The following is a 26,864-nucleotide window of genomic DNA, read 5'->3' as shown; positions in this document are numbered from 1 at the left end:
TTTAGGATTATTTCAAGTCAACGGTTCCGCCGTTACCCTGTTTCCATTCGTTGACAGTGGCTTTCACTTCCAGTGCCTTCACATTATCTCCTGTAGGTTTGTCTGGCTCGGTAATGTTCAACGTAACCGTATGGGCATAGCCTTCTTGGGCATTCAACTTTTCACCTGCATTCTTTGAGTCCATCACCGGGACATTCAAGAAGGTACGATCCGTACCGCCTACGTTGATCGTTACGTTCAGCTTGATATCATTAGACGGAGCGACCATCACCGCCGGGCTAATCGTAGAAGCTGTCGTGGAAAGGGTGGTTGTCGTGATATTCGGGACAGAGAAATCGGAGGCAGTAGCCCAATTCACGTCACCATTTGTCAGGTTCACGGATTGGGGCAATTGCGTGCCCAAAACCTTGATGCTCTTGATGGATACGTCCTTTCCGGCCCATTCTCCTTTGTTATCAGCCACACTAGTGTAACTAGCGGCGAAAACCAATTGGGTGGTCTTGTGTGAAAACGTCAACTTACATCCATCCAGACTTGGTGACGCTGCAGTTCCGGCATCTTGATCCGCACCGATCGTCATGACATCCTGCAAGCCGTCCACCTTGCCGAAAACCACTTTTGAGGACTCGATTGTTCCGGAAGGAACGACCGCCGTAATATGGGAGTTTTTAGGACTCGCCTGCGCATTATCATAATACAAGGTGGGAGTCAAGGTAATATCCGTCTCTGTCCCAGCCGTAAATACAGCGCCGGCTACGTTGGCACGAGTTTTCAATTCCTTTGTAGCTCCATCGATCTCATTCTTGTAAACCGGATTAAAGCTACCCCAATCATGCTCGTGTCCGGAAGTCACGTCCACCATCACCACGATACCTTCCACCTGCGATCCGCTCGTGATCGGGGCTTTAGTCGTGATACCTTCCACGCTTTGTGTCAATTTGATCGCTACCGGAGCGTTCGCCGTACCCAAATCGGGAGTGATCACATCCTTGTCGTTCGAGCAGCTTGCCGCTAACAGGGCCACAGCCGCCATTGTCAAAATCTTTTTCATTTGTCTTGTAATTTTAAAGTATTAATAAAAAATATGAATTAAATAATCTTATCTATAAATCGGCGTTGCCGCCATTGCCCGGTTTCCACGGGGTGACGGTTGCCGTTATCTTTACTTGGTACTCCTCGAAGGGATCCGGCTCCTTGGGTTCCTCGGGAGTATCGGGATCGTCCGGTTCCTCCGGATCAACGGGTATCTCAAGCGAGATCTCAATATCGTAAGCCCCTCCACTCTCGTTGCCCTCGCCACCGAACGAGACGGGGAGATCCTTGAAATCCTGCCCGGAGGCGGGATCACCTTCCGGCGCGAGCGTCATGTCAAGCGTCAAGGAGGCCTTGGGCTGCACCAGCACGAATCCGGGGAGCGTCACTACGCCATCCACCACGGGGATACCATTCCCGTCATCGGAAGAATAGATGATCACCGAGCTGGTCTCCCCGAGCGGGACCACCTCTCCATCCGACAAGGACACCTTAGCTACCGAGGCTAGCCCGTTCAGCTTGACGGCATGTACGCTATACCCGTCCGGCGCTCCCTTGACACGTAGGCGGAAGCTGAGTTGCGTCAGCAGGTGCTTATGGATCAAGGGCGTTTCCGTAGCGTCGAAACGGCGGGACAGGGAGCCGCTCCGCTCATCGGTCAGCATCAAGTCTTCCTGCCCCGTCAGCTCGTACCGTACCTCGCCGTTCACGTGGGGGGCGGCGGGGTGATAGCTGCGAATGAAAAGTGCGGAGCCGTCCGTGGGATAGTAGCGCTCCGGGTCCAAGAGGATATCGCCCTCCGTGGCCGTCCCCGTCCAATGCTCCGTGTAATCGCCGGCGGAAGTGCCTACGGCGATGGATACGGGCGTGGAGTCGAAAACGTCCACGGCGGCACGGGTCTGGATGCCGGTGTAAAGGCGGATCGGGACGGCAGGGCTTACCTTCAAGGAGAGATCCAGCGTATCACGGCCCGAGGACATGACCTCATGCAGGCTTGCGGTCAGGTTCTCCTTGTAGCTGAAACGCTCGCCGCCGGCGGTCTCGAACGAGAGCGTGCAGACGTTGCTCCGGTCCGAGCCGTCCAGCGTCACCGTACCCAAGATACCCGCCACGGCTTGGTAAACGCCCGCCACGCCCGCAGCCGAGGCACGGAAATCAAGGTCGAGCACACCCACTCCTGTCGCTATCCGGTCGGACAGGCGCACCGACGAGGCTATCCCGTCCAAACGGCCCTCCACCTTCGCCCCGCCGAAGCCTTTCCCCGCGTCGATGGTAAGGCGCAAGATCCGGCGGATATCCTTGGGGGTCGATGAGATCGCGGTCTCATCGCCATCGGTCACTTTAATCCCCGTCACGCTCTCCACGTAAAGAGGGCTATCCAGCGATACCAGCAGGCTGTCGCTTCCCGAGGGAAGGGCGGCGGCATAGGCTTTCCCCAGATTCTCCGTATCGCCCAACCGGACCTCGGCGGGGTCGGAGCCGGCGACCAGCAGGGCGTACTCCCCCACCACGAGCCGCTCGCTCCACGACCACGTAGACGGCGTTCCGGCGGGCTCTTCCTTCCCCGCCACGCAGGAACCATCCGCCTTATAAGCGAAAACGGCCAAGGGAGTATCGCCCGTATGTCGCACGGATACCCGCAACAATCCCTCGCCGGAACCGGGAACGGGTGGTTCCGGATCGTCCTTACCGCAAGCTCCCAAGACGAGGAAGCCGAGTAATAAAAAAGCTGTTTTTTTCGATAAATGTCTTAATCTCATATACTAGTTTATCTATAGTTTTTCCTTTCCCTCCAAGATAAATATTACACATATACAACTTATTATTAGATATATAAGTCGATACAAATAGCATAAAGTAACAAAGTAACAACAATAGTAAAGAATATATGTAATTTCCGAATCCTTGATTACGAAGTACAGGTTTAATCGACTTCCATTACTTGGGAGATTATCCTATAAAAGCAAAAATTCTTCATTGAAAATCGTAAAATATCAATCTTGGCGTATTTCCTTTCATTTTGTTTCATGTTTTTGAAAGAAAAATTATATTTTTGCATTCGGACTATAGCACCCCTACGCTTATTTGTTTCCGATAGACGTGTCTTTCACGACAATGGCTGGGGAAGTTCACGCCGAGCCTAGTGCGGCGAAGTCATACGAATGATGCAGTTGCACAAAGCGGGCTTTGGGTGGGAAAGTATAGTCCATACATAATGAAGGCGTTTATTCGACGCTGTGTTTAGGACTTCCTGTAATCTAGCAAATTCACAGAATCATAGTCTTGAACCTAGCAACAGTAGATGTCCCGGGTGTGATTATATCATCCCCGTGGAGACCTTGTAAGCATGGATTGTACCCTTTCGGGCACAACAAGGTTGTTTATATAGGTCTCTTTACGGTGTTTGATTATTCATATCGGCGTGGGCTCTGACGTTGTCTGTTCAACTATGATAGGCAATTGCTAGAGCCTCAGGAAGTGGAATGGACAACAGGACGATTCCACGCTTTTTTATGTGCTATCAACTGAGTTCTGTCTAGAATAAAGTTAGCACCGATATGAATATCAATGAACTTGCATCTAAATATGCAAACACTCATGGAGGTGATATAGTTCCTCCTTGCACCGGACTTACCTCCGATGCCCTCTCCGAAGTTCTAAAGCCTATGATGGTGGAGAACTCAGATACAGGGGTGTCCACCAGAAATGCGCTGTCGGCAACCCACCCCCCATTACATTCCACCTTCCAAACAGACAATTCTCATTGGTACGCTCTACGTACCACTTACGGAAGAGAAAAGAAAGCATACGATTATATTATAAGTAAAGGTGGAACAGCCTTCTATCCTACACTTTCCACCGTTAAACTTGTAGATGGTAAACGTAAAACAGTAGAAGAATCGCGTATTCCCAACCTCTTCTTTGCTTATGGCACAGAAGAAGAAATCAAGTCTTTTGTTTACGATAACGTAAACCTCCATTATCTTCGTTTTTACTATCGTCACTTCCACATCGGCAATAAAATCGAGCCACTGATTATCCCTGACAATCAGATTGAGAGTCTTCGCATAATCTGTAAAGCAGATGCGGATGATATCATTGTATCTACTGATGAGGTGCAAAAATTCCAAAAGGGACAAGCGGTTCGTATAGTTGAAGGGAAATTCAAGGGGGTAACAGGTATTGTGGCTCGTTATCAAGGACAGCAGCGAGTAGGAATAGTTATAGATGGTTTGCTAACTATGGCTACAGCATACATTCCTAATGCGTTTCTTGAAGTTGTAAAAAAGTAAAATATTTAAATAAGCTAACATAAAAATGAAAAAGTCAGTTATGATGCGTGGTTCTATTATTGGCCTGAGTTGCATATACTTAATGATATGTTCTAGCTGTAAAAATCCACGCAGTGGTGAGTCGAAAGGTGAATATAATACCAAATGCATAGAAAAAGTAGAGATAGAACCTACTACATATAATTTCTACGTTGAAAACTCAGGTAGTGTAAAAGGTTATTTTAAAGGGTATGTAAATGATGCTGGTAATATCCTTAAAGAGTTTTATGATAGAATAGAAGAAAACAAAGGAGATGGCGATACTATTTCGCTAAACTATATCAATAATGAAACTATTCCACAAAAAAGTGATATAAATACATGGCTCAACCAGATTTACACAAATTGTAATTCAAGTTATTCAGATATAGATAAGGTCCTTGAGCAAATTCTATCGGGCACTAATGACAATACCGTAAATATTGTTCTTTCCGATTATTGTTTTGAAAGTAGGTTCGGAAATTTAGATAAAGCAAAATCAGAAATCACCAAGATTTTCACCAAAGGAATAAATAAATATAACGATTTATCTATTGCCATATATAAATACGAAGCGTCATTTGACGGGTATTATTTTCCTGGTAAGATAAAGTATAAAGGTAAACGACCACTTTATTTATGGATTTTTGGCCCTAGTAGAAAGGTTAAAGATGTGGTTAACTTGCCAGTAACATTAGAAAATGAAGCAAAAATGTTCTTGCAACCAATGGAAACATGTGCAACAAAGGTTGTTACAAACAATGCCCGAATGACTGATAAAGGTAAAGACATAATTGTTAAGCATTGGAAAGAAGACCGTTATTAAAACAATCTGTACAAGGTTGATATAAAAGTAGATTTATCAAAGGTTATAATTTCTGACTTGGAAATTAAAGATGTTCAAAAATACACGATAGTACCTAATGATTACTATATTGATAATATAAAATCTGAAAGTAATGGACAGTATATCTATACAATTGCAACTAATCGACGACCTTTTGCATGTGATTTAACTATTGGCTATACAACAAAATTACCGAATTGGGTTATTACATCTAATTTTGAAAATAACTCACTTCCTAAAGATAGTACAACTTATGGTATAAAATCACTAATTGAGGGAGTAAACAATGCCTATCAAAATAAAGACAATAACATTTTTACAATTAATTTAAGTCTAAAATAATATGGAAGATTTATTTAACTCGATTTACTATTACACAAATGGCTTCTATAGTGTAGAACTTGATTCATATCTCTATGAAACCATACCAGGCTATCTGCACATAGGTGCTTTTATGCTTATTTGTTCTTTTGTGGTGTGTGCGATATTCTACTATGTTTTAGCTCCAGTGCGCAAGCAAACTATGTGGTGGTTTGTATATTCTGGCATAAATGCTATCATCAATTTTGTATTTGCATTATGGTACACGATGACACCATTAATTAACAATGAAGTTGACCCATCAGAAGAATGGTCATATTTGGATTGTACCATGTTTAGCTTCACTAATGTGATTTGGTCATTTATCTTCTTTGTGGTTGCATCACTAATCATAAAATGGGGTAGCACAGCAAAATATGTACCTTTTCAAAAATTTTAATATCATAATATATGAGTAAGCTCTATGTTTTTGCAATAGGCGGGTCGGGGTCGCGTGTTTTAAGATCGCTTACAATGCTTCTTTCTTCAGGTGTACATACCGATTACGAAATTGTCCCTATGATTGTCGATCCGGATCAATCAAACGGTGATTTGGTTCGCACTGTTGATATTATGCGCTCTTATGAAAATATTCATAATGCTCTTAGTTTTAACAATAATGAAAAAAATGAATTCTTCAAAAATCCAATAAGTGCTCTCAATAACGATGGCAATTATCTACTTCCATTGATTGGAACTTCGGGAATATCATTTGAAAATTATCTGAGTCTTAGCACTATGTCTTTAGAAAATCAAGCCATCATGAGAATGTTGTTTTCTAATGCAAATTTGGCTTCAGATATGAATGTCGGTTTTAAGGGTAATCCTAATATTGGCAGTATTGTACTTAACCAATTCACCGACTCAAAAGACTACAATACTTTCGCAACGAATTTTGTTAATGGCGACAAGGTATTTATTATCAGTTCGATATTTGGAGGAACAGGTGCAAGTGGTTTTCCTCTTTTGTTAAAGAATATGAGAACAAATTCCAATACTGCATTAGCAAACGCACCAATTGGAGCAGTTTCTCTTCTTCCATATTTTAATCTTAAAACAGACAAAAAGAGTTCAATCCAAGCAGATTCTTTCATTACAAAAGCAAAAGCGGCTTTAAACTACTATGAGAAAAATGTCACCGGTAATAACACTTTAGACGATATGTATTATTTAGGTGATGATTTTTCAGCTGCTGGTTACGATAATTGTGACGGTGGTGGTAATCAACAAAATAATGCTCATTTGGTAGAAATGCTTGCGGCTCTTTCTATTATTGATTTTGCCGGAAAACAATCTCAACAGAACACAGTGAAAAATACCAATTTTCATGAATTTGGTCTTGAAAGTGATTCACAAAATGTTATGTTTGCTGACTTTGGAATTGAAACAAATAACATAATACGTAAGCCATTGTCTATGATGGCGATTTTAAATTCATATCTGAACAATCGTGATGCCTCACATCGTTCTTCACAGAAATGGGCAAAAGATAAGAGTTCTATCTTGGGGGATTCTTTTTGGAGATCTTCCAATTTCAGTACATACAACAAATATAAGCAATGCTTTGAAGAATGGCTTAGTGAGATGAAAGAAAATCATATTTCTTTTGAACCATTTAGACCGGATAAGTCTTCTGTAGATGCTTTAGATATTGTTGTAGGTATTACACCTCACTATGGCTTTTTGTCAAAGAAAGGCTGTGACTATATAGACAAGAAGCTAAGTGATAACATTGGTAAAATCTCCGCTAATCTCAATCCACTACAATCTTTTCTTGAGCTATTCTATATTACGCTTAAGGAAATATGTGAAAACAAACTTAAATTGTAATTATGGGACACATTTTCAGATTAAAAAGAGCAGGTATTGTTGCTACAAAGACTACTATCGTCGATTGGAGCAATTCAACTGCAACAACATATAATCATGGGTATGTTGATGGAATCTCTGATGCTACAACTACGCAAAACGAGATAACTTCAATTCCTTCTCCTTTTGCGAGAATAGAATTGGTAAAGGAAGCTTTTGGTAAGATTATTCCAGGCACATTAAATCAAATGTCTGTTGACGATGTAAAATCGCACCTATCAGGCAATACAATTTATCATAAAATGGTATCTGACACCTTGGATGTAGCTCAAATATTTTTCTCATATCCAACCATGCAAGATAAGGTTGACATTGTTGTTTGGAATATGAATCAAGAATTGCAGAAGCTATTGTTGTCACCTAATCCGAATCACCAAGTTGCTGGTAGATCATTAGACATGTTCCTCAAGCAAGATGCCTTAGGAAATGACCCATACAACTTTGGGAAAATGAAGAATATGTATATTCTTAAATATAAGGGATCAGGACAGAAACAGATGCACATCATTGGGGCTACTTCACCTGCAACACTATTTTTTTCTACAGCTAATAACGAGTCTGCTATATCAAAGGAGCTATGTTTCGGTACTGATTATGCATTTGATTCAAACTATTCATCTCTTGACCAAAGAGATCCAGAATTCTTGAAATATATGTTTGCATTTAGATACTCAAATGCGAACTTTAATAATGATTATCCTGAGGTTGCCAAATATATGGATGCTGTTTACTTCGTTCTTGATAATAGCCTCAAAAACGAAATTAATAGCATCCAAAATCAGTGTATTTCAATAATTCCTGGTACAAAAAACTTCGTAGATAAGACTTATGAAGCTCTTAGTGTCAATATTAATACTACAACATCTTTTGATGTCGAAATCAATGGAGTTTCATTCCATTGCAAAAGAGCTGTTGTCACAGGAAACTCTGATTTTGAATTACAAGCTCTGAAATCGACAGAAACATTACCGTTAGTTCTTCCTGTTGTCAGAGGAAACGCTTATGAAAACATGGAGTACTATGGTTCTAAATTTGGTAGAAGTTTTGATGTACCATATTATGATGCTTTGCCTCTTGCGCAACGGCGTCTGCCTGGCATTAATATCCAGCATCCTTATTTAACTATCAGCGACTTCCTTGAAGATAAAATTATAAAGCTCCCTTCTGCTATTAATAAAGCAGACTATTTTGATGGCAACTATCAGAGTTCAAATGGCAATGTTGAAGGTTATTTGTTCCCAATAAAGGATACTTTCTTTGATTACTTTACATCTGATTATTTAACGGGCTTGGCTCCATCAGGTAAAAAGGCTTTTGAAATTAAGCAAGTAGCTTCCGGAGTTGAAGTATCACTCCGTGTACCTATTAAGGCTGGAGAAGTAGAATATAAGCGAATATATACTCTTGATGTTAAAGCAGATGAGCAGAACAATAAGGGTGCAATTGTTGTTCCTGATGAGGATTTAGCAATAGGTGTATTTCCTCCTGTAAAATTTGCTCAAGAGGCTGATGCACATTATAGAATCGTTATTCTTTCCGATCATTCTGTAAATAAAGACTGCACTTGTGTTTGTTATACTAATATTGCTGGTAAGTTTGTACCAGATTATGTTACTAGAAATGTGGACATTCAAGAAGAACTAAGTTCAAAAGTGTACTTGTTGGACGGAAAAACTTTTGATTTTGCAAGAGTTTCTTTAGTTTCAGAATCTGGAAAAGAAAGAGTAGGCAGTGGATTGTTAATACCCAAGTTTAAACAACGTGCAGGTGCCGCCTCGTTGACATTTGCCATTGACTTAGGAACATCGAACACACATATAGAGTACTCTTCAGGTGATGACCAACTACCTAAGCCATTTGAATTTAATAGCGACCAGCCACAGTTCAGTCTGCTTTTTTCAACAGATAGTGCGGTGGTTATGGATCATATTAGAGGTGAGTTTATTCCTGAATCTATAGGTGTGAACGCTAATTGTCATTTTCCCATGCGCACTGTCCTTTGCATTGATAAAGTAAATTCCGGACGTAATGGCACTGGAATTGGAGCATATGAGCCATTTGGCAATGCATCTCCTGCATTTATGTATAATCAAAAAATAGTAGGCACAAAGTACAATGAGTACGTCCCTAACTTAAAGTGGAGTCAAGCTAGTCCCACTAATGAGCAAAGAATAAAATGTTATATCGAATCTTTGTTTATGATGATACGTACAAAAGTAGTTCAAGAAGGAGCTAGTATACAGCAAACGCAAATCAAATGGTTTTATCCAATAAGTATGTCTGCCTTTAAGAAAGGACTATTTGAGCGTTTGTGGACAGCTGCGTATAAAAAATACTTTAATCAAACCGGAGTTCCAACTTCTATAACAGAATCTGTTGCTCCATATTCATTCTTCCAAAAAACCAGATCTGATGTGACTAATATCGTTACAATTGATATAGGCGGGGGTACAACAGACATTGTTGTTGCGGATACAAATGGTGTAAAGTGTATATCATCCATGAGATTTGCTGCTGATGCAATCTTTGGTAATAGCTTAGTTAGCGTTCAAAATGGAGAACTAAACGGTATTATCAGACAATGTAAAGATGATTTCATTTCAAAACTTGAAGGTGAAGAGGAATTACAGAAAATGCTCATCCAAAAGACTGCTAATAACTATGGTAATTCTTCTGAGGTTGCATCTTTCTTGTTTTCTCTTGCTGATAACGAAAAGATTAAAGCAAAGTCTATGAGTGATGCAGTTGATTTTAATGCGTATTTAATGCGTAATGGAAGCCAAAAGATAGTATTCTTCATCTTCTATACTTCTATTATTTATCACTTGGCTCATCTCATGAAAGCAAAGGGATTAGAAGTTCCCGCGAATATAGCGTTTAGTGGTTATGGTTCGAAAGTAGTATCTGTTCTAAGTCCTAATAAATCTTCTCTTGAGAAGCTAACAAGGCACATTTTTAAGTTGGTGTATGATTCTGATATTGATAAGGATATTAAGCTGATACTAAATTCTGAGAACCCAAAGGAAGCTACTTGTAAGGGTGGTTTGTTCTTGAGCCACGAACCAACTAATATAGAATCCGCGAAGAGTATTCTTTTAGGAGTTTCAAGGAACTTACTGTGTGAATCAGAAACATATGCTGATGCACAGACAATGTATGATGATGTTGTTAAAGACGTAAGAGCCTATTTTAACTTTATTGCTTTGAAACTAGCACGTATTCAGGGATTTTCGTTAAGTAACGAGTTTGGTATTGATAAGCAACATCTTGATTTAGCTGCAAAGTGTTTCAACGAGAACCTGTCTACATATGTAGAGAAAGGTGTTCGTTTGAAATTGGATACTAGTGATGTCAGTCTTGATGATAAGTTAGAAGAGACTCTATTCTTCTATCCGATAATTGGTGTAATTAATGATTTAAGTAATAGAGTTTGTGAAAATGAATAATTCAAAGAGAAGAAGCGGCTTGTTTTTGTTTCATCTGCTTGCATACAGCTTTAACAATACTCTTTTTGCCCAAGATAGTATCAAGGTTAAGCAAGATTCTATTTTTGAGGAATTGACTTCAAAGGTGAATTGTCTAGAAACATCAACAAGAGATCTAAGTAATAGCTTAAATGAATCCATACATCATAATCTAATTAGTGGCTTTCCAGACATATATTTGATTTTGATACTTTGTGGTATCGCCATTTTATTTAGTCTATATGCAATCTATAAAGCACACACTAATTATGCATATAGTCATTCTGATATGGATTGCGACAATAGTTTTTCATTCAACGAACTGAAAAAAGATTACACGAAAATAGAAGATGAATTTGTACAGTTAAAGAATCGTATACACGTCCTTGAAAGTCAATTGAGTAATTCACGAAAAGTACAATCAAGCTCTACAACAGGAGGTGTGAAAAAGAATGCTTTTCGTGAACAGGGTACTAATTCTATGTTACCCAACACAGTGAAGCCAAAAGATAATAATGACAAAGTTGCCAATAAGCAAGCAGAAACTCGTGAATATATTTGGCTTAAAGCTGTTGATGGAGGAAAGTTGTCAATAGCTCAATCTGCTGATGTTGCCATGTATAGAGCGTGGAAAAGCAATGGCATTTATGCTTTTGAATTTTGTTGTGCAAAGACAGGTAAAGCTATTAATAACCGAACTAGCGTTATTGATCCTTTCTGTGAAGTTCAAACAAACGGAATTGATCCAGACCAAGCAAAGAGTGTAAATGTGAAGAAGCCTGGGAGCTTGTCTAGTGACTTTCAAGTTCTCACAAAAATTATAATCCAATATTGTTAAGTTATGTTTGAAGTCAATATAAAAGTAGATCCGCAGAATTCTTCTGACATGCAGCGTGCATTAGAATTCATTCTCAATCAACCTTGTATGAGTAGGTTCAAAGAGACATATTATAATAAATCGTCCTATCTTACAGGAAATTTGGCTGGTAATAGTAGAAACAACCAAGAACTCATCGATAAAATTAAGGAACTTGAAAAAGAAATTCAAAAGCATAAAAAAGAGAACGAAAAGAACCAAAAACTGCTTTCAGATAAGGATGTCGAGATTGAAAAGTTTCAGCAATCATTAGAAGAGCAAACTAAGAAATTCGATGAAGAAAACAAAAAAAACAACGAACTTGAAAGTGGTTGGGTAAAAGCTCTTGATGAGAAAGAAAAAATTGAAGAAGAGGCCAAAAGCCAGTTAGAAACATTAAAAAAAGAATATAACAAAAATCTAACCGATAAGGACAAAGAAATTTCTCGTCTTAGGAAGATGCTGGAAAGCTATTCTGTTAGTTTCGGCTCTGATGATCCTTCCGAGAAAATCTATTTTGAAGTATCAGAAAATGGTACACTAGAAGAGAGCATGATTTCGTCTGATTCTCTATATTGGGCAAGCAAAAGTGGCAGTATTTACAAATTTACAATTAATACTGACGATGGTCCTATGATTAAAGCCATATCAGATGTTAATCGATATCTCATTCCATATTGTGACATCCAAAATCAAATGGAAGGTGCCAATACAATCCAGATTATTTCTATTGGAGAAGCAAAACTGATGATGGGATCATTTCAAGTAGAAAAGAAAGCGGTTATTTCATTAATTAAGCAATAAACTATGTCTGTTCAATATTATATAGTAGCGATTGTCGTAGCATTTATCGTTGTCCTTCAAGTAATTGCATTCTTTAAGAACCTGTCAATTATTGGTAAACTTAGAGCATTGTTCCCTAATACAAATACATTGTCATTACATAAAGAAAGTAACACAATAGAATGCTCTCTTAATCATGCAGAATTTGAAGGAACTTTGCATGATATTAATGGGTATCTAAATGAAAATCAGAATACGTCTGCAGATTATCAGATAATCAAGGAGATAGTTGAAAGAGATTCCCAAAGAATAGAGGAAGATGTTGATACAATGTTATCGACACCCCTTTATCTTGGCCTTATGGCTACAATTTTAGGTGCCGCAATTGGAGTTGTATCTTTTGCTTGGACAGACCTTGGAACTTTATTGACAGGTACTAATATTCAGGTCGAAGGAATTAAGACTCTTCTGACTGATATTGGTATTGCTATGATTGCAAGCTTTCTTGGTGTCATGTTTACAGCCATTTCTACCTCAAAGTACAAGGAGGCACGAGGTGAGATGCTTAAGATGAAGAACAAATTTCTGTCTTGGATTCAGACAAAAGTTATGCCTAATATGTCAGATAACCTTACCGGTGCACTTACAAAAATGGCAAATGACTTAAACAATTTCAATAGTACTTTTGCTGAAAATACCAAAGAATTAAAGGAAACCTTATCTCAAGTAACTGACAATTATGACAATCAAGTAAAATTACTTGATGCTATTGATAAAATAAAGATTGCTAAGATTGCTAAAGCTAATGTAGAAGTATATGATAAGCTGCAAGGATGTACAGAAGAGTTGGAACGCCTTTTTGAACATCTTGGAAATTCAGAAGAATATATAGCTCAGGTAGTTAAATTGAATTCACGCTTGGGTGATATTGAGGACAGGACTCGTCTTTCTGAAGAATTAGGTAATTATTTCAAGAGTGAGATTGAATATGTTCAAGACAGACAAGGAATGATGAGACAACAGATGTCTAGTCTAGACTCTGTTGTTCAAGATGCCTTGGATAATTTAGGAACAAGTCTAGCTGGAAGTATCTCTAATTTGACTGAGGTTTTCCAAAAGCAAAATCAACAAGTTCAAGCATTGATTGAAGAACAACAAGAGAGCCTTTCAAAAGCACTTGAAGATCAACGTGTAGCTATTAATAATAAGATAGCAGAAATTAATGACCCATTTGGTGGACTAAAGGATACATTCAAAGAGGTAGAAGAACAATCTCGTCAAGGCATTGAGAGTATATCAAGTACTTTTGAAACTCAGAACACAGCAATCAAAGAAATGTTAGCTGCACAAAAGGAATTGCTTGAAAATGAGATCTCAACTCAGCGCGAATCATTAAAGTTACAATTCGCAAATGTGCCAAGTCAAATGAACGAGTTGGCTAAAGTAATGGAGAAACTGAATCAAACAATACTAACTCAACAACAAAAGATTGATGAGCAAGGTAATGCAATTCAAACTCTAGCAAGTTCTATTGGTACACCATTGGATTCTAAAGGAAATACTAAGCGTAATTGGATGAATGTAGCAATTGCTGTTGGCGTTTGTGGTTCATTTATTATGCTTCTTGCTATGCTTTGCGTCCAAGTGTTTGATATTAAAATCTAACATGTATGGCAAAAGGAAATAAGAAATCTTTGTTTTGGACAAGCTATTCAGATTTGATGACTAGCTTGTTCTTTACATTACTTGTACTCTTTGTTGTAGCGATTATTGCAATGGGACGAGCACTCAAAAAAGCAAATGATTTACAAATTGCAACTCAAGCAGAAATCGATAAGATTCATAATATTGAAAATAGCATACAAAATATTGATAGTAAATGGTTTGAGTACAATGAACTGCATAAGAAACATGTGCTAAAGATTGATGTCTCGTTCCCAATAGGTCAATCTGAAATTACTCATATTCCACTAGAAAAAAGAGAAGAACTATATAGCGCAGGCTTAGCAATAGATCAATTCCTAAGGCATGCAGAAGAAGAGTATGGTGAGTCGGTAAAGTATTTGTTAATTATTGAAGGTCAAGCCTCCAATGATGGATTTACTGGAAATTTTGATTTGAGTTACCAAAGGGCTTTGTCTTTGTATCGCTATTTTCAAATTAACCGCCATTTGGATTTAAAGCGACAAAATTGTGAAGTGCTAGTCTGTGGTAGTGGCACAGAAGGTGCTTTAAGAGCATATCCTGATAATGCTTCTAATACTAAAAATCAAAGATTTCTAATACATATTTTACCCAAGCCGGGGGTTATTAACTAGTATGAAAAAAATATCAGTATTACTAATTGTTTTCTGTTGCGTCACTTTCATTAGCTGCCGTAAATCTGCAAGAAATCAAAGAGAGCGGTTTAGATCAACCGAAATAGTAACCGAAAGTGATAGAGATGGTTCTCCTACAAAAGAAGTTCGAGAAAGACGAACGTCATCAAGTCAAAAAAGGGAAAATAGCAAACGTTCTAATCATAAACTAGAAGGTTCTCAAGTTTTCGATAGATATGGTAATGCTGTATTTATGATTTTTACGAGTGATGGCAGTAATGGGTATCAAGGCTCAGGTTTCTTTGTGAGTAACGATGGGCTTGCCGTTAGTAACTATCACGTATTTAAAGGGACTACCATTGGTAGAGAACAGATAAAGTTGGCTGGCAGTAATAAATCGTATTCTGTAGCAAAAGTCCTTCATAAAAGTGAAAAAGAGGATTTTATCGTATTTAAGGTAAACTGCCAAAATACAAATTACATTCCGATAGCAAAATCTAAACCTAAAATTGGAGATAAAGTCTATGCAATCGGTAGTCCACGAGGATTGGAAAACACTTTCTCTTCAGGAGAAGTTTCACAATGGCGTGCAGATAATTTAATGCAGATAAGCGCACTTATTGATCACGGAAGTAGTGGCGGTGCACTAATCAATGAGTATGGAGAAGCCATTGGCATCACTTCCGGTTCTTTTGCTGATGGTTCTCAAGCTAATTTAAATTATGCTTGGAGTATAGATGTTGTCAAACCATATATAGAATAAATCCACATGAAACCGATATTGAAACTTATAATCGCCATAATGCTAATTCTTTGCTTAGCAGATATGCCATATGGCTTCTATGAATTAGTGAGATTTGCAGCGGCAGGTACATTTGTTTATCTATCATATGACTATTTTAAAAATAAAAGAGATGGACTTGGGTTCTTATTTGCTGGATTAGCTCTTTTGTTTCAGCCATTCTTCAAAGTTGCACTCGGAAGAGTTCTTTGGAATATCATTGACTTAGTAGTAGCTGTAGCTTTGATATTTCTTCTAATAAGAACCTTTAAGAAAAAACTATGACGAAGGATGGATACCTGAGAGTTTCCGATGATAAGAAGATCATTACATATGTCGTTGTCAGTGATAACAATACCGAAGAAACAAGATTTATTCTTGTAAAATTCATCTTCTCGCTGCTTGGCTCTTTGTAGCTTCTCTATGCTTCTGCGCTTTTCCTCCGCTGCATTCACCTTATGCAGCCAGCGGTCGTGTTCCGCTTTAAGGTCTTTCAGACAGATGTACTTCACGCTGCGAATGTCTTTGCGTAAGCATTAACTGAAATACACCTTTTAGAGGTTGTTATCGTGTTGTAATTTTGCCACGTGCAAAGTTGCACCGATAACACCCTTTATAATTATGACAAGATTAGAATTTGAAGAACTTCAGTTAATGCTTACGTCTTTGCCACACTTTTCAAGCAAACGTATGGTGTCGCACCACATTTCGTAGTCCTTCGGCACATAGAGCTATCTGGTAGGATGCCCAGCAAGTATCAAGGTAAGCATTCGGTCAACTACAGGTATTGAACCTTGATCTACAACAATAGCGACTGTCACTATGAATCCAATAGTTGCAGTCGCTATTATTTTGTTGAACCTCTATGGCTACAGTCAACGTTAGTTGGAAGATTCTCCGTTTTGTTTCGTCACTACACTTTCCGGATGTTGCAACTTCCATTTGTATGGAAGTTGTTGTAAGAGTTCCTCGCGGCTTGCCCTTTTAAGATAAGGTATTCAGGCGATGGTATCATTCAGATAATCCCTTGGGTTGACATCGTGGTGAGCCTTGCAGGTAGCAAGCAGTGAACAAATGACCGACATGTTAGCAGCAGCTTCGTGGTTGCCGCAGAAAAGGTAGTTTTTCCGGCCAAGGGTGATAGGGCGGATGGCATTTTCAGCCGGATTGTTATCCCAAAGCAACCGTCCGTCCTCCAGACATCTCATCATGTTGTCCCATCGGGTATATGTATATGAACAACTTTATAGTGGTATTATAAAAACACTCTTTTTCAAAAGTTGCAATAATTGGGATTTATTGCTGCTTCTGACTATAAGTAAAGGCTATGGCTATAAGTATCAGGACAATCAACACGGAGTATATGACTATTATTTCAGCCAATATCCCGGTATGAAGCAGTTTTACGTTGGCGAAAACTACAATCGCGAAGAATGTGGAAAGAAGTATCAGCAACGCAACCATACACCAGAATGTTGTCGGAGTGAGGGGTATGCGGCTCGCATTCCTACGAATGTCATTCCCCACCCGCTCGTGTTCCTTGCGGATTTTCGAGACGGCATTGTCGGCAATGGCGTGTAACTCATTCTGTAACGTTTTCTTGTCCGCATCGGTCAGCTTGACAGGTAGGGCGGTTTTCAAAAGTTCAAGCAGGTTGAGTATGGTTTCGGAAAGCACTCCGGATTTCTCGACAAGGTTGCATAGTTGGTTGTAAGCCCTGCCGATTTCCGGTTTGAGGTCTCGGAACTCGTTTGCCAACGCATTATTACGCTGCTCAAGACGCTGGTGACGCAAGATTTCTTTATTGTCATTTTCATCTTGCGTAACATCGCCTTGTATCATATCATTACTGTAATCGAATTTTTTGTTTGCCATAGTTCTTCGCCTATCGCCTGATTGATGATTTGGGTTTCTTTCCAAGTTTCCTTATGGCGGCACGGGCGCATCTTCGGGCACGTTCCATTTCGTCCTCGTCCTCTTTCCGTCCCCACGGCAAATCGTTGGAAGTTCCGCCTCCGCCACCGGACGGGACAGCCGGGACACTCATCATGCCGACAAACAGAGCCACGGCATAGTCGGTAAGCTCTTTGTGGTTCACCATCTCCCGATAGTCAAACTTGTCATCGAATAACCGCATGACATGATCGGGGAGATAGAAACGGTAATCCTTGCCTTCATGCGCAAGTTCATATCTTGATGTTCCTTCACGCCATGCGGAATAGTCTATAACAGGCCTGTCGCAAGCCGTTGCAGGTTTTGTGTCGGGAGTTGTTGCTGTCTGTGTTTTTATCTTGTTTTCATTCTGCTTCAATTCTGTTACAGACTTGTTGTGAAGTTTCTGCCATGTCGCTTCAATCTTCGAAACCATCAGGTTACGGTCTTTGCCGAGTTCCGAAGCCTTGTAGATGACATCCCCGACACCGACCGTATAACCGCGCAATACACCTTTCTTGTCCCGCCGTTCTTCGAGTGTGTAGCCTTTTGCCCGTATCTTTGCGACATAATCGTCCCATGACCATGACGGCATTGAACGTAAAACTTCCATAAGTCCTGCTGCAACTTCATCGGCATTCGTCCTGCGGATGTCCATTGCCGTAGTCCAACCTCTCTTTCGGGCCACACGCTCCGCCGCATACTGTGCGCGTAAATGTATGTTGTGGTCATTGTTGGTTCTGCCTTCCTTATCCTTGCGGCAGACTGCGGCGTGTAGATGGGGGATGCCACTCTTTGATTCCAAGTGCAGCCACACGCTGTATATACTTCCGGAAAGGTTTGTCTTGTGGGAATAGATTTCACCTTGCCTGTTCCTAAACTCTATACAGTCATACTCCCGGACAAAGTCATTCCATAGCTTTTCCCAGTCTTTCATGGTAAAGTGTTCCGTATGCTCCTTTGCCGGACTGATTTCAATGCGGATAACGTTCTTGCCTTTCGGTGCATGGGCTTTCATCATGTCCCATATGCCTTGCGCATCAAGTCTGCATGGAAGCAAGTTGTCCTTGACGTGGTATATCAGTTCGGGATACTTCTTATTCCTCGACTCTCCTGTGATGTACCGGATGTTGTTTATCCCGTGACTGATGGATTTTGCCTTACCTATCATAACTATTCTTCTGTTTCTGTTGTTCTTGTATTTGGGGAGTTTCCGGAATCCAGTTCGGTGAAAAATGGCTGTCAATCAACTTTGTAACCACTTTTGCTGTCCTGCCGAGCAGTTGCAATGCACCGACCATCCACGTCTGGTTGCGGAACATCGCACGTCGTTCCTCCTGCGGCATGGCGTTGAGCATGGACGTGTATCTGGCGTAATCGCTCCGTGCCATGATGAGTTCGTCACGTACTGCCTCCTGTCTTGGGGTCAGTCGCGCTTTGGGTCTATAATTGTACGACCGTGCCAGCACATAGTCGCTGAGGGTCATGCCGCACTTGTCGGCCAACCTTCCGATATGTTCCCGTTGCGTCTTACTGACACGGAACGAGATGGTCGAATCACGCCTTTCCCGTTTAGTTCCAGTACTTTTGGTATCTTCGGTTTGCTGTGCTGTTTCCTGTTCTCTATCCATAAAAAAGGGGTTAAAGTGATACAATAGGTATGTTACGGTGCGAGCCTGCGAGCGGCGTTCCCCATTGTCCCCGTCGGACAATGGCAAGGGTGCCGTGTATGGAATGACCGCCAGGGAGTGTAATACATCGGCATATCTTGTAATAGGATGCCATTCCCTGCTTCCCCAATACGGTTCACCCTGCTGGATGGATGTCCACAAATACCTTACGGAATCTGTCGGCTGTGTATAAAAGGATGGGGGGTGCAACAAATGGTTTCGGCATTGTTGTCGGTTATCCCTACAAGCCGTTGCAGCTTCTGCCGCTGTTCCTTGTCGGGGCTGCCGACATCTTTGCAGGGAAACGACATCGGAGTATCGGACATTTCTGTTCCCCTTATTTCGCAAAAGTTCACAGAGGGTGGTTCTTGACTGCCAACACTCCGATTGCCTTGTTGTCAACTCCTGCCCGCAGTAGTGGGAGGTTGTGATTGCAAGTGTTGTCGTGCATCCTCCACGGCCTTGAAGTCCGATGAGATTTTCATCAGTGCGACACTGACACGGCATAGCTGGCCGATGTTGACGAACTCCTTGACGGCTTCCATCAGCTTCTGCGCACGTTCCTGCCGGTGTCTCATTACAGTTTCATTGCTTGTTCCGTTTTCCTTTATAAGCCCGTGGTTGAGAAAGCGGTTTACGGCAAGCTGGTCGGTTGCCTCAATCGTTTCGGTATCACCCTTGCCGGTGGCATAACCGACCATCACACGGATGGAATCCGCCTCGTAAGGCGTGCAGCGTCGGAGAAAATCCAGAATGGTCTGCGCTTTCGCTCCGATGGCGGAGCGTGTCGTCTTTGTCTTGGTTTCCTTGTTTGTGGAATCCTGCGGTACGGTATTCCTGATGCCTGTACCGGTCATGTTTGAATCGTTCATACTGTTTCTGTTTTTATAAGTGGATAAATCATTTGTCCTTCTCACGGTTTGCCAGATACCGTGAAGTCTCGCTGTCTATCTCGTCCTGCGACTTTACCCTTACCCGTTTCAGCCAGGCATCAAGGTCTTCCTTTGCGAAGAAGCACAGCTTGCCTCCCGGCTTGTAGTAAGGGATTGCGCGGCGCATCATCATCTTGTAGAGACAGCTCGGTTTCACTCCGAGATACCGGGCCGCTTCGGTGGTGGTCATTAAGTTGCGTTCATTCTCCATGTCACTTGTCCTTTTATTGTTTCAACTGTCTTTCAAATCCTGTCACAACGGTGTGGAACACATTGGCATTTAGCCTTTTGTTGCCTTCCGTTTCGTTTGCAAAGTTACTTTGGACTCAAAAGGGGACAATGTGGGGCGAATGGGGAAAGTGCATAAAAGCGGCAGTGCACCATACTGCTGGCATTCAACAGTATGGCGCACTGCCATGATAGGAAAATGTTATCTCAAATGGGGGACTGGCGGGCAGTTACGGGGTGTTTCTAAACCTTCTCGCGTTTTCGATAGCCTTGTCAACGGATTTGCGGTATTCACGGTTCTCTTCTGTCGTACCCTTGCCGCATACATCACTGCGGTGCTTGTCGTAGTATGACTTGGATATGCCGCAGCGTTTCAGAAACTCTTCCGCCCAAAGTTTGCCACGCTCACGCGGCCTGATGGTCTGCGAGACGGAAAACACCATGTAGCAGACACGCAGGTTCTCTTTCGGGCGCACGGCAACAGCCCGTGATGTGGGTTTCAGGTTCATGAAGTTCACGAAGTCGCTGCCCGACACGTACTCGAACTGACAGTCGTTGCACACCTCGTAGATGAACAGGCACAGGGCGAGGTCAACGGTGTCCATCCATGCGGATGTCTCCTGCAACAGGTCTGTCCGGGTCATGGCTCGTCCTCCTTCATGCGGCTGATGTCGGCAATGATACTTTCCGCGATACCTTTCAGGCGTTCCACCAGAACGTCAAGGAACATCGGCTTGAAACAGTACACATAGAAATACCGGTCACGCTCCTGCTGCCACTCGTTATATAAGAGGTTCACGCGCGCATGAGCCTCGTCATATTCTGTTTTTGCCGTATCGCATTCCGCATCAAGTGACTTGTATTCGTCGGACTCCAGCGGCAGGAAGTCCAGCTGGTTGCTCACCGCAGAATAGTTCTGCCACAAAATTGTGGCGGTTTCCTTGGCTTCTTCGTATCTACGCTCAAACGGCCTGAGGTGTTCTTCAAAAAACGCTTTGAAATCCACGGTCTGCAATACCGACCTGTCAAGCGACAGGTATCTGTTCGTTTCCGAAATAAGGGAGGATGAAAGTTCCGACAGTTGTCCGGGATTCTCCTTTGCCAAGAGGGTGGCCCCACCTACAAGGCTGTTTGTATCGCTGAAATCACGATAGAACAGGGATAATGTCAAAGCCTGGGCAAAAGAGAAATCGTCTTGCCTACAAGTGGTGAGAAGTGTGTTTACCTCACTCAGCCGTTGTATAATTTGCTGTATCATCATAATTGTCAGGAATTGAAAAGGGCATCCATTGTCACCTCGCTGTGGACGATGCTCTTGTGCTTGCCATTGGCAACGCCATAAGTGGTTATAAATGTATGTACTAATGATTTTTTATTTGCGGTCAAATATTTGAATAAGCCCATTCTTTCTCGAAGTTTTTTCTCGTAGTCTTGGGAGATATGATAAACTCCTTCCGAGAATTTCATTTCGCAAAGATGAATCATACGGTCCGCACGTTCAATAATCATATCTATTTGCGCTCCCGGAGTCTGTTCTTTCTCATTTGGTTTGCAATGCCATGTGGAAACCGATGTGGCCATTCCCGATATGCCCAATGCTTTTTTTATCTGGTTGTGATGCCGCAGGCAGACAAGCTCGAAACTTACTCCCATCCATGACGTGACGCTTTGCGAATCAAAGTTATTGCTCCACCATTGTTCATCCTTGGTGTTGTTCGATTTGATAAACTTATAATAAAACAAAGTGTAGAAGTCCGTAAGACGAAGTATTTCCTGCCGTTTCTTGTTGCCATATTGAGACCATCTTTCGATAAAGTCACAACGCTCAAGATTTTTAAGTACACGGGTCAACTTACCTCCTTCCAGTTTGATTTCCTTTGCGATTTCCTGAAATGTCAATCCCGACTTATGCGCACTCAACACCTTGACGGTATCAATATAGTAATCCGCATTTGAGAACAAGGCGTTGTACAGTTCATCAAATTCTATCCGCAATTTGCCATCGGGTCTGAAACAGAGAAGGTCGATGTTCTGCATCAGGCTCTTTTCCGGTGCCAGTATACTATAATAATAAGGTACTCCGCCTAACAGCATATAAGATTGCAATATCTGATACCTGTCCCAGAACATCCCTCGATTTTCCAGATATTTCTCCGTTTCACGCAACGTAAAAGGTGCAAGATGCAGCTGGCATGTGACCCGGGCATGAAGTCCGCCCTTGTTTCCAACCAATTTGTCCCTCATCCAAGAAGTGGCAGAACCTGTGGCAATCATCATCACATTTTCGCGGCTCATCGCCCAGCCATTCCAGAAATTTTCCAATGCAACTACGAAATTGGAGCGGCCTGAATCCATCCACGGCATTTCATCAATGAACACAATTCTCTTCCTGTCCGCAGGCAGATGCTCCAGATAATCCTGCAATGCGTCAAAAGCATCAAACCAGTCTGAAAAGTGGTAGCTTGAAATGCCGGAATACTCTTTGAGGACTTTGGCGAACCTCCGCAACTGGTTTTTGGTTGTCAGCCCACGTACCCCGACAAACCAGAAGTCGAAGTGCTTTTCAAAATATTGCTCTATAAGGAATGTCTTGCCTATGCGACGACGGCCATATACTATGATAAGTTCCGAACGGTCTGATTCCAGACAGCGTTCGAGTTCACCACATTCATATTCACGGCCTATGAGTTTTTCTGTCATATTTCTTTGTTTTGTTGCAAAGTTAACGGTTATATTTGATTCAACCAATTATTTTGCCCACAAACAAGACTTTATCATGCGTATTTATTCATAAGAAGTCCAATGAAAGGGCAAAATCTGTATAAAAGACCACTCAATAGACTTTATGTTTATTTTCAGGGCAGATAAAGTCAATCGTACAGAGCCGTTCTTATATGACAGAAGGATTGGAGCGGAACATACTATTTAAGACAAAAAATGAGCTGAAAACAGACCTAAAACAGCAAACGTGATGTTAATCAGGTCTATTTTCGGACTAAAATAGTTTGTCCAATGCCGAAGTTATTCATTGCATTTTATCAGTCAGATTCCATCTGCTCGAACATTTTGTCAACCATATTGACAGCCTCAATCTTCTTGCTGTCAACGATTTTCGCGTATATCTGCGTAGTGCGCACGTCGGCATGTCCCATCAGCTTGCAGGTCGTATAAAGGTCAGCCCCCACGGTCATCATCATCGTTCCGAAGGTATGGCGGCTTGTGTGGTAGGTGATTTTCTTGTCGATACCGGCCTTCTCCACCCATTGTTTGAGGATTTTGTTGGTGGTCGGGCGTGACGGAAGTTCCGCGAAAACAAACGTCTCGTCACTGTCGTCCGCTTTCCGCTCAGGCAGCCACTTGACTGCATTTTGCGAGAGCGGCGTATAAATGGGGGTGGATGTCTTCTGTTGCACGGTGGCAATCATATACCTGCCGTCATTGCATATAATGTCTTTCCAGCAAAGGGTTTCCATGTCGCTCAGGCGCAGTCCGCAATAGCAAGAGAACAAGTAGGCTTGTTTTACTGTTCTGTTACGGCATTCGGTGGCTATAAGGAGCTTCACTTCCTCGATGGCAAGGAACTGGCGTTTTGATTCCGGTTTCTTTACACGTTCCGAAGCCGAGAGCAGCATGAACGGATTTTCACCCAGCCATTCCGCACGGACAGCGGCATTCAGAGCAATGGAGAGTTGGGAGATATAGGCCACGACTGTTCCCTGTTCCAGCAGTTTTTCCTGTCTGCCTTTATAAGTGTGTTGGAGCCAATCAATGAAACCGAGTGCCCACTTCTTGTCAATGTCGCCCATCCGGGTACTTTTGCCGTATTGGTTGATGACCTTTATAATGCTTCTCAATTTGTCGATACGCTTGATACCCTTGCGCTCCTGGTTGGAATAGAATTTTTCCAGCCAGTCCGCCAACATCAGTTTCTGCCATGCGAACTTGTTCCTGATTCCGGCTCTGGAATTTGTAATCTCGATGATGCGCTGCGACTTTATGGTCTCGACAGCCTCACGGGTGGCGCGGTTCTGCTCCCTGACCCTCGCGTTGACTTCCGGCAGGTGGTACATCTTCAGAAACTCATAACTCCGCTTGCCGTTGACATAGATGTCAAGGTAGTACGATTCGGAACCGTCCGCAAGTTTCTTTGTACGGACTCTTACAGGCTCTTTCAGTTTGCTTGATTTTTTATTTGTCACTGCCATGTCTTAAAATACTTTGTCTATCAGTGAAACGGCCTCTTCTTTTTTCCTGTCAACGATTTTTGCGTAAACCTGCGTGGGGCGCACATCGGCATGTCCCATCATCTTGCTGGCGGTATAAAGGTCAACCCCGGCGGTTATCAGCATTGTTCCGTAGGTATGGCGGCTCAGGTGAAAATGAAGGTGTCTGTCCAGCCCTGCCAGTTCCGCCCATTTACGTAAATGCTTGTTCAGGACGGTATGGGACGGAAGCGAGAATACCGATGCCTCCGGTTCTCCCCGCTCAGGAAGCCACGATAACGCCTTGGCGGGAAGAGGAAGCGATATGGGTTTGGAGTTTTTCTGCATCACCACCGATACGAAGTGTTGCCCGCCATTGACGGATATGTCGCTCCAGCACAAGTCCGTAACATCGCCTACACGCAATCCGCAATAGCAGGTAAACAGAAATGCCCTGCGTATATTCTCCTTGATATAGGGGGTGTCCTCCAGTTTGCGGACTTCGTCAAGGGTCAGGAACTCACGCTTGCTTTCCGGTCTCGCTATCTTTTCCTTGGCGCTCAGCAGTTTCCAAGGATTGTTCTTTATATACCCTTTCTGCCAGGCAGCGGACAGGATGATGCCGAGAATCCAGAAACAGGAACAGGCGGTGGCTTGGGCGAGCGGCTTTCCTTGCGGAGTGAGAGGTTCGGATTGAAGCCACTCGGCATAATCGGTACAGAATCTCTTGTTTATGTCACACAATCTTGTACCGGGGCGGAACTTCTCGAATTTGGTACGTGATGCCCTTAAATGCAGATGTGCGGGCTGTTCCCGTTGCTTGTATTCCTCCATCAACAGGCCAATGAAGTCGGACAACAACATCTTGGACTTGTCTTTGGCTGCTTCCTCCTGTGCCTTGTCATCAACCATGTTTTCGGTCTTGGCAATGATGAGTTCCTCCGCCTGACGGAGCGTTTTTGCATTTTCACGTTTCGCCTTGACGGAATTTTCCGGTACAAGATACAATTTAAGGAACTCGTATTCGTGCTTGCCGTCAACCGTGCGGTCTATAAAAAGGGACTCACGGCCGTCCGTAAGTTTTCTTCTCCGCAGCTTGAACGGACTTTTGTCTACTTTTGATTGCTTTTTTCTACCCATTGTGCTCCAGTGTTTTATATTCTTGTGCAAATATAGTAAATCGGTTTGATATAAGTATCGAAACAGGTAACAAAAATAATTCAAAAATGGGTATAAATGGAATCTCACAGGAATAGATAAGAAAACAAGCTTTATTTTATAACACACAGATATACAATAATATAAATTCTTATTTATAGAAATATTACCCTTTCATTTCTCTTTGATTACAGATATTTATCCTTTTCCCTCTGTATGGGCCGGTTCCCTGCCGTCGGGGAGGGTGTCTCCCTAGCGTTAGGGATGATGCCTCCCCAGCGTTAGGGACAATGCCTCCCTAGTGTTAGGGATGATGTCTCCCCTGTGCTAGGGATGATGCCTCCCCCGGATCAAATCTCATCCGGGCTCTCGGAGTCGCCTCCCCCGGCGCCCACGGTGAGCGGCAGCTTGTACTCGATCGTGCGGGGAGACTTGAGCAAGGTGACGCCTTTCGAGAACTGCGTCACGATGCGCAGCCTGTACTTGCCGTCGGTCAAGGCCGGTACGCGGGCGATGATACGGCTGGGGTCGTTTTGCGTGAGGCGGCGGGTCACGGGCGTAACCTTCTCGCCGTCTTCCGACACGAAAAAGATACCTACCGAGCTGTCTGCCCCGTTAATACGGATACGGTCGCCCTCGATCAGTATGTCCTCGTTCGGGGTGATAGAGCCGTTGGACAATCCCGTGAAGGTATCGGTCACCATGCCGATACGCCCCACCTCGGACTTGGCTCCTAGAACCTCCACGCCCACCTTGCTCAACGCGTCACGCATCTCGGCGGAGGGCACGATATCGAGCGTCAGCTTATGGATAGCGGGATCGAACTTCGCCGTCTCGCCTCCCCAAGGGCCCGTGATACGAGGCGTGTATTGGCACACCTCGGTGAGTAGGCTGTAGCCCATCATGAGGTGCTCCCGCACGATGCGGTCGCGTTGCTTGATGATAGAGAGCAAGGTGTCGTACTTGATCTCGGAACCTTCCTTGATGATGGCGTTGGCTATATTCTCGTTGTGCAGGGTGTCTTTTTGGGTCAATACCTCCGCGATGTAGTCGTTGTCGTCATCCTTGGTTAACAAATTTGGCCGAAGCCATACTTTCCAGTAATACTCGTTTGCCATGAT

Annotated in this window: 27 protein-coding genes; 12 read left to right on the top strand and 15 right to left on the bottom strand. The window is 42.5% G+C overall.

Annotated elements, in window-relative coordinates; genetic code table 11:
• Nucleotides 1-7 precede the first annotated feature (7 nt).
• Together ACYIA1_RS06395 and ACYIA1_RS06390 are read right to left on the bottom strand one after the other, a co-directional pair.
• Nucleotides 8-1,051 (bottom strand): hypothetical protein, encoded by a 1,044-nt coding sequence (locus tag ACYIA1_RS06395; RefSeq protein ID WP_480334750.1) that lies wholly within the window; start codon nt 1,049-1,051, stop codon nt 8-10.
• 52 nt (nt 1,052-1,103) lie between these two features.
• Entirely contained in the window at nt 1,104-2,792 is a 1,689-nt protein-coding gene (locus ACYIA1_RS06390; protein WP_480334748.1) for a fimbrillin family protein, read from the bottom strand.
• 798 nt (nt 2,793-3,590) lie between these two features.
• Here ACYIA1_RS06390 and ACYIA1_RS06385 point away from each other — a divergent pair.
• From ACYIA1_RS06385 to ACYIA1_RS06330, 12 genes are read left to right on the top strand one after another with little or no spacing between them, the layout of a single operon-like run.
• Nucleotides 3,591-4,325 carry a UpxY family transcription antiterminator gene (locus ACYIA1_RS06385; protein WP_005807993.1) on the top strand — a complete coding sequence of 245 codons (735 nt, stop codon included), beginning with the start codon at nt 3,591-3,593 and terminating at the stop codon, nt 4,323-4,325.
• A gap of 25 nt (nt 4,326-4,350) precedes the next feature.
• Nucleotides 4,351-5,169 carry a hypothetical protein gene (locus ACYIA1_RS06380; RefSeq protein ID WP_480334746.1) on the top strand — a complete coding sequence of 273 codons (819 nt, stop codon included), beginning with the start codon at nt 4,351-4,353 and terminating at the stop codon, nt 5,167-5,169.
• 57 nt (nt 5,170-5,226) lie between these two features.
• Nucleotides 5,227-5,532 (top strand): hypothetical protein, encoded by a 306-nt coding sequence (locus tag ACYIA1_RS06375; RefSeq protein WP_480334744.1) that lies wholly within the window; start codon nt 5,227-5,229, stop codon nt 5,530-5,532.
• Nucleotide 5,533: 1 nt separating this feature from the next.
• A complete protein-coding gene (locus tag ACYIA1_RS06370) occupies nt 5,534-5,950 on the top strand; it encodes a hypothetical protein (protein ID WP_005807989.1) in 417 nt (138 codons plus the stop codon).
• An 11-nt stretch (nt 5,951-5,961) separates the two neighbouring features.
• A complete protein-coding gene (locus tag ACYIA1_RS06365; RefSeq protein WP_005807987.1) occupies nt 5,962-7,380 on the top strand; it encodes a hypothetical protein in 1,419 nt (472 codons plus the stop codon).
• Between the two features lie 2 nt (nt 7,381-7,382).
• A complete protein-coding gene (locus ACYIA1_RS06360; protein ID WP_480334742.1) occupies nt 7,383-10,865 on the top strand; it encodes a hypothetical protein in 3,483 nt (1,160 codons plus the stop codon).
• Complete coding sequence (locus tag ACYIA1_RS06355; RefSeq protein ID WP_005807983.1) at nt 10,858-11,721, top strand: hypothetical protein; 864 nt, start codon at nt 10,858-10,860, stop codon at nt 11,719-11,721. Before ACYIA1_RS06360 ends, ACYIA1_RS06355 begins: the two co-directional genes overlap by 8 nt.
• A gap of 3 nt (nt 11,722-11,724) precedes the next feature.
• The gene (locus tag ACYIA1_RS06350; protein WP_005807981.1) at nt 11,725-12,543 is read left to right on the top strand and encodes a hypothetical protein; all 819 of its coding nucleotides are present in this window, start codon (nt 11,725-11,727) and stop codon (nt 12,541-12,543) included.
• 3 nt (nt 12,544-12,546) lie between these two features.
• Nucleotides 12,547-14,187, top strand: coding sequence for a coiled-coil domain-containing protein (locus tag ACYIA1_RS06345; RefSeq protein WP_008665053.1), 1,641 nt, complete (start codon nt 12,547-12,549; stop codon nt 14,185-14,187).
• A 5-nt stretch (nt 14,188-14,192) separates the two neighbouring features.
• Nucleotides 14,193-14,840, top strand: a complete 648-nt coding sequence (locus ACYIA1_RS06340) for a hypothetical protein (RefSeq protein WP_005807978.1) — start codon at nt 14,193-14,195, stop codon at nt 14,838-14,840.
• A gap of 1 nt (nt 14,841) precedes the next feature.
• Nucleotides 14,842-15,603, top strand: a complete 762-nt coding sequence (locus ACYIA1_RS06335) for a S1C family serine protease (RefSeq protein WP_008665050.1) — start codon at nt 14,842-14,844, stop codon at nt 15,601-15,603.
• Between the two features lie 6 nt (nt 15,604-15,609).
• Nucleotides 15,610-15,906: a DUF6804 family protein gene (locus tag ACYIA1_RS06330; protein ID WP_005807974.1), complete on the top strand. Its 297-nt coding sequence runs from the start codon at nt 15,610-15,612 to the stop codon at nt 15,904-15,906.
• Here ACYIA1_RS06330 and ACYIA1_RS06325 read toward each other — a convergent pair.
• The 13 genes from ACYIA1_RS06325 to ACYIA1_RS06265 form a co-directional block, all read right to left on the bottom strand.
• The gene (locus tag ACYIA1_RS06325) at nt 15,795-16,142 is read right to left on the bottom strand and encodes a PcfJ domain-containing protein (RefSeq protein ID WP_082431359.1); all 348 of its coding nucleotides are present in this window, start codon (nt 16,140-16,142) and stop codon (nt 15,795-15,797) included. The genes ACYIA1_RS06330 and ACYIA1_RS06325 overlap by 112 nt on opposite strands.
• Nucleotides 16,143-16,619: 477 nt before the next feature.
• Nucleotides 16,620-16,829, bottom strand: coding sequence for an IS66 family transposase (locus ACYIA1_RS06320; RefSeq protein ID WP_055169702.1), 210 nt, complete (start codon nt 16,827-16,829; stop codon nt 16,620-16,622).
• Between the two features lie 88 nt (nt 16,830-16,917).
• Nucleotides 16,918-17,496, bottom strand: coding sequence for a hypothetical protein (locus ACYIA1_RS06315; RefSeq protein ID WP_008665046.1), 579 nt, complete (start codon nt 17,494-17,496; stop codon nt 16,918-16,920).
• Nucleotides 17,497-17,506: 10 nt separating this feature from the next.
• Nucleotides 17,507-18,724 carry a hypothetical protein gene (locus ACYIA1_RS06310; RefSeq protein ID WP_022219048.1) on the bottom strand — a complete coding sequence of 406 codons (1,218 nt, stop codon included), beginning with the start codon at nt 18,722-18,724 and terminating at the stop codon, nt 17,507-17,509.
• A complete protein-coding gene (locus ACYIA1_RS06305; protein WP_022219047.1) occupies nt 18,714-19,184 on the bottom strand; it encodes a plasmid mobilization protein in 471 nt (156 codons plus the stop codon). The genes ACYIA1_RS06310 and ACYIA1_RS06305 overlap by 11 nt, the downstream gene beginning before the upstream one ends.
• Before the next feature lie 437 nt (nt 19,185-19,621).
• Nucleotides 19,622-20,095, bottom strand: a complete 474-nt coding sequence (locus tag ACYIA1_RS06300; RefSeq protein WP_008665043.1) for a hypothetical protein — start codon at nt 20,093-20,095, stop codon at nt 19,622-19,624.
• A gap of 28 nt (nt 20,096-20,123) precedes the next feature.
• Entirely contained in the window at nt 20,124-20,366 is a 243-nt protein-coding gene (locus tag ACYIA1_RS06295) for a helix-turn-helix domain-containing protein (protein ID WP_480334737.1), read from the bottom strand.
• A 247-nt stretch (nt 20,367-20,613) separates the two neighbouring features.
• On the bottom strand, nt 20,614-21,027 hold the full coding sequence (locus tag ACYIA1_RS06290) for a hypothetical protein (protein WP_008665041.1): 414 nt from the start codon (nt 21,025-21,027) through the stop codon (nt 20,614-20,616).
• A complete protein-coding gene (locus ACYIA1_RS06285) occupies nt 21,024-21,644 on the bottom strand; it encodes a hypothetical protein (RefSeq protein WP_008665040.1) in 621 nt (206 codons plus the stop codon). Before ACYIA1_RS06285 ends, ACYIA1_RS06290 begins: the two co-directional genes overlap by 4 nt.
• Before the next feature lie 5 nt (nt 21,645-21,649).
• A complete protein-coding gene (locus tag ACYIA1_RS06280; RefSeq protein ID WP_008665039.1) occupies nt 21,650-23,083 on the bottom strand; it encodes an AAA family ATPase in 1,434 nt (477 codons plus the stop codon).
• Nucleotides 23,084-23,421: 338 nt separating this feature from the next.
• Nucleotides 23,422-24,588 carry a site-specific integrase gene (locus ACYIA1_RS06275; RefSeq protein WP_022219044.1) on the bottom strand — a complete coding sequence of 389 codons (1,167 nt, stop codon included), beginning with the start codon at nt 24,586-24,588 and terminating at the stop codon, nt 23,422-23,424.
• Between the two features lie 3 nt (nt 24,589-24,591).
• Complete coding sequence (locus ACYIA1_RS06270; RefSeq protein ID WP_008665036.1) at nt 24,592-25,725, bottom strand: site-specific integrase; 1,134 nt, start codon at nt 25,723-25,725, stop codon at nt 24,592-24,594.
• Nucleotides 25,726-26,093: 368 nt separating this feature from the next.
• Nucleotides 26,094-26,861, bottom strand: coding sequence for a DNA-binding domain-containing protein (locus tag ACYIA1_RS06265; protein ID WP_005862562.1), 768 nt, complete (start codon nt 26,859-26,861; stop codon nt 26,094-26,096).
• Nucleotides 26,862-26,864 lie beyond the last annotated feature (3 nt).

The sequence above is a fragment of the Parabacteroides sp. KHUB-02 genome, assembly GCF_056640955.1.
The sequence above is the reverse complement of the archived record's forward strand: the minus strand, read 5'-3'. Positions and strand labels throughout refer to the sequence as shown.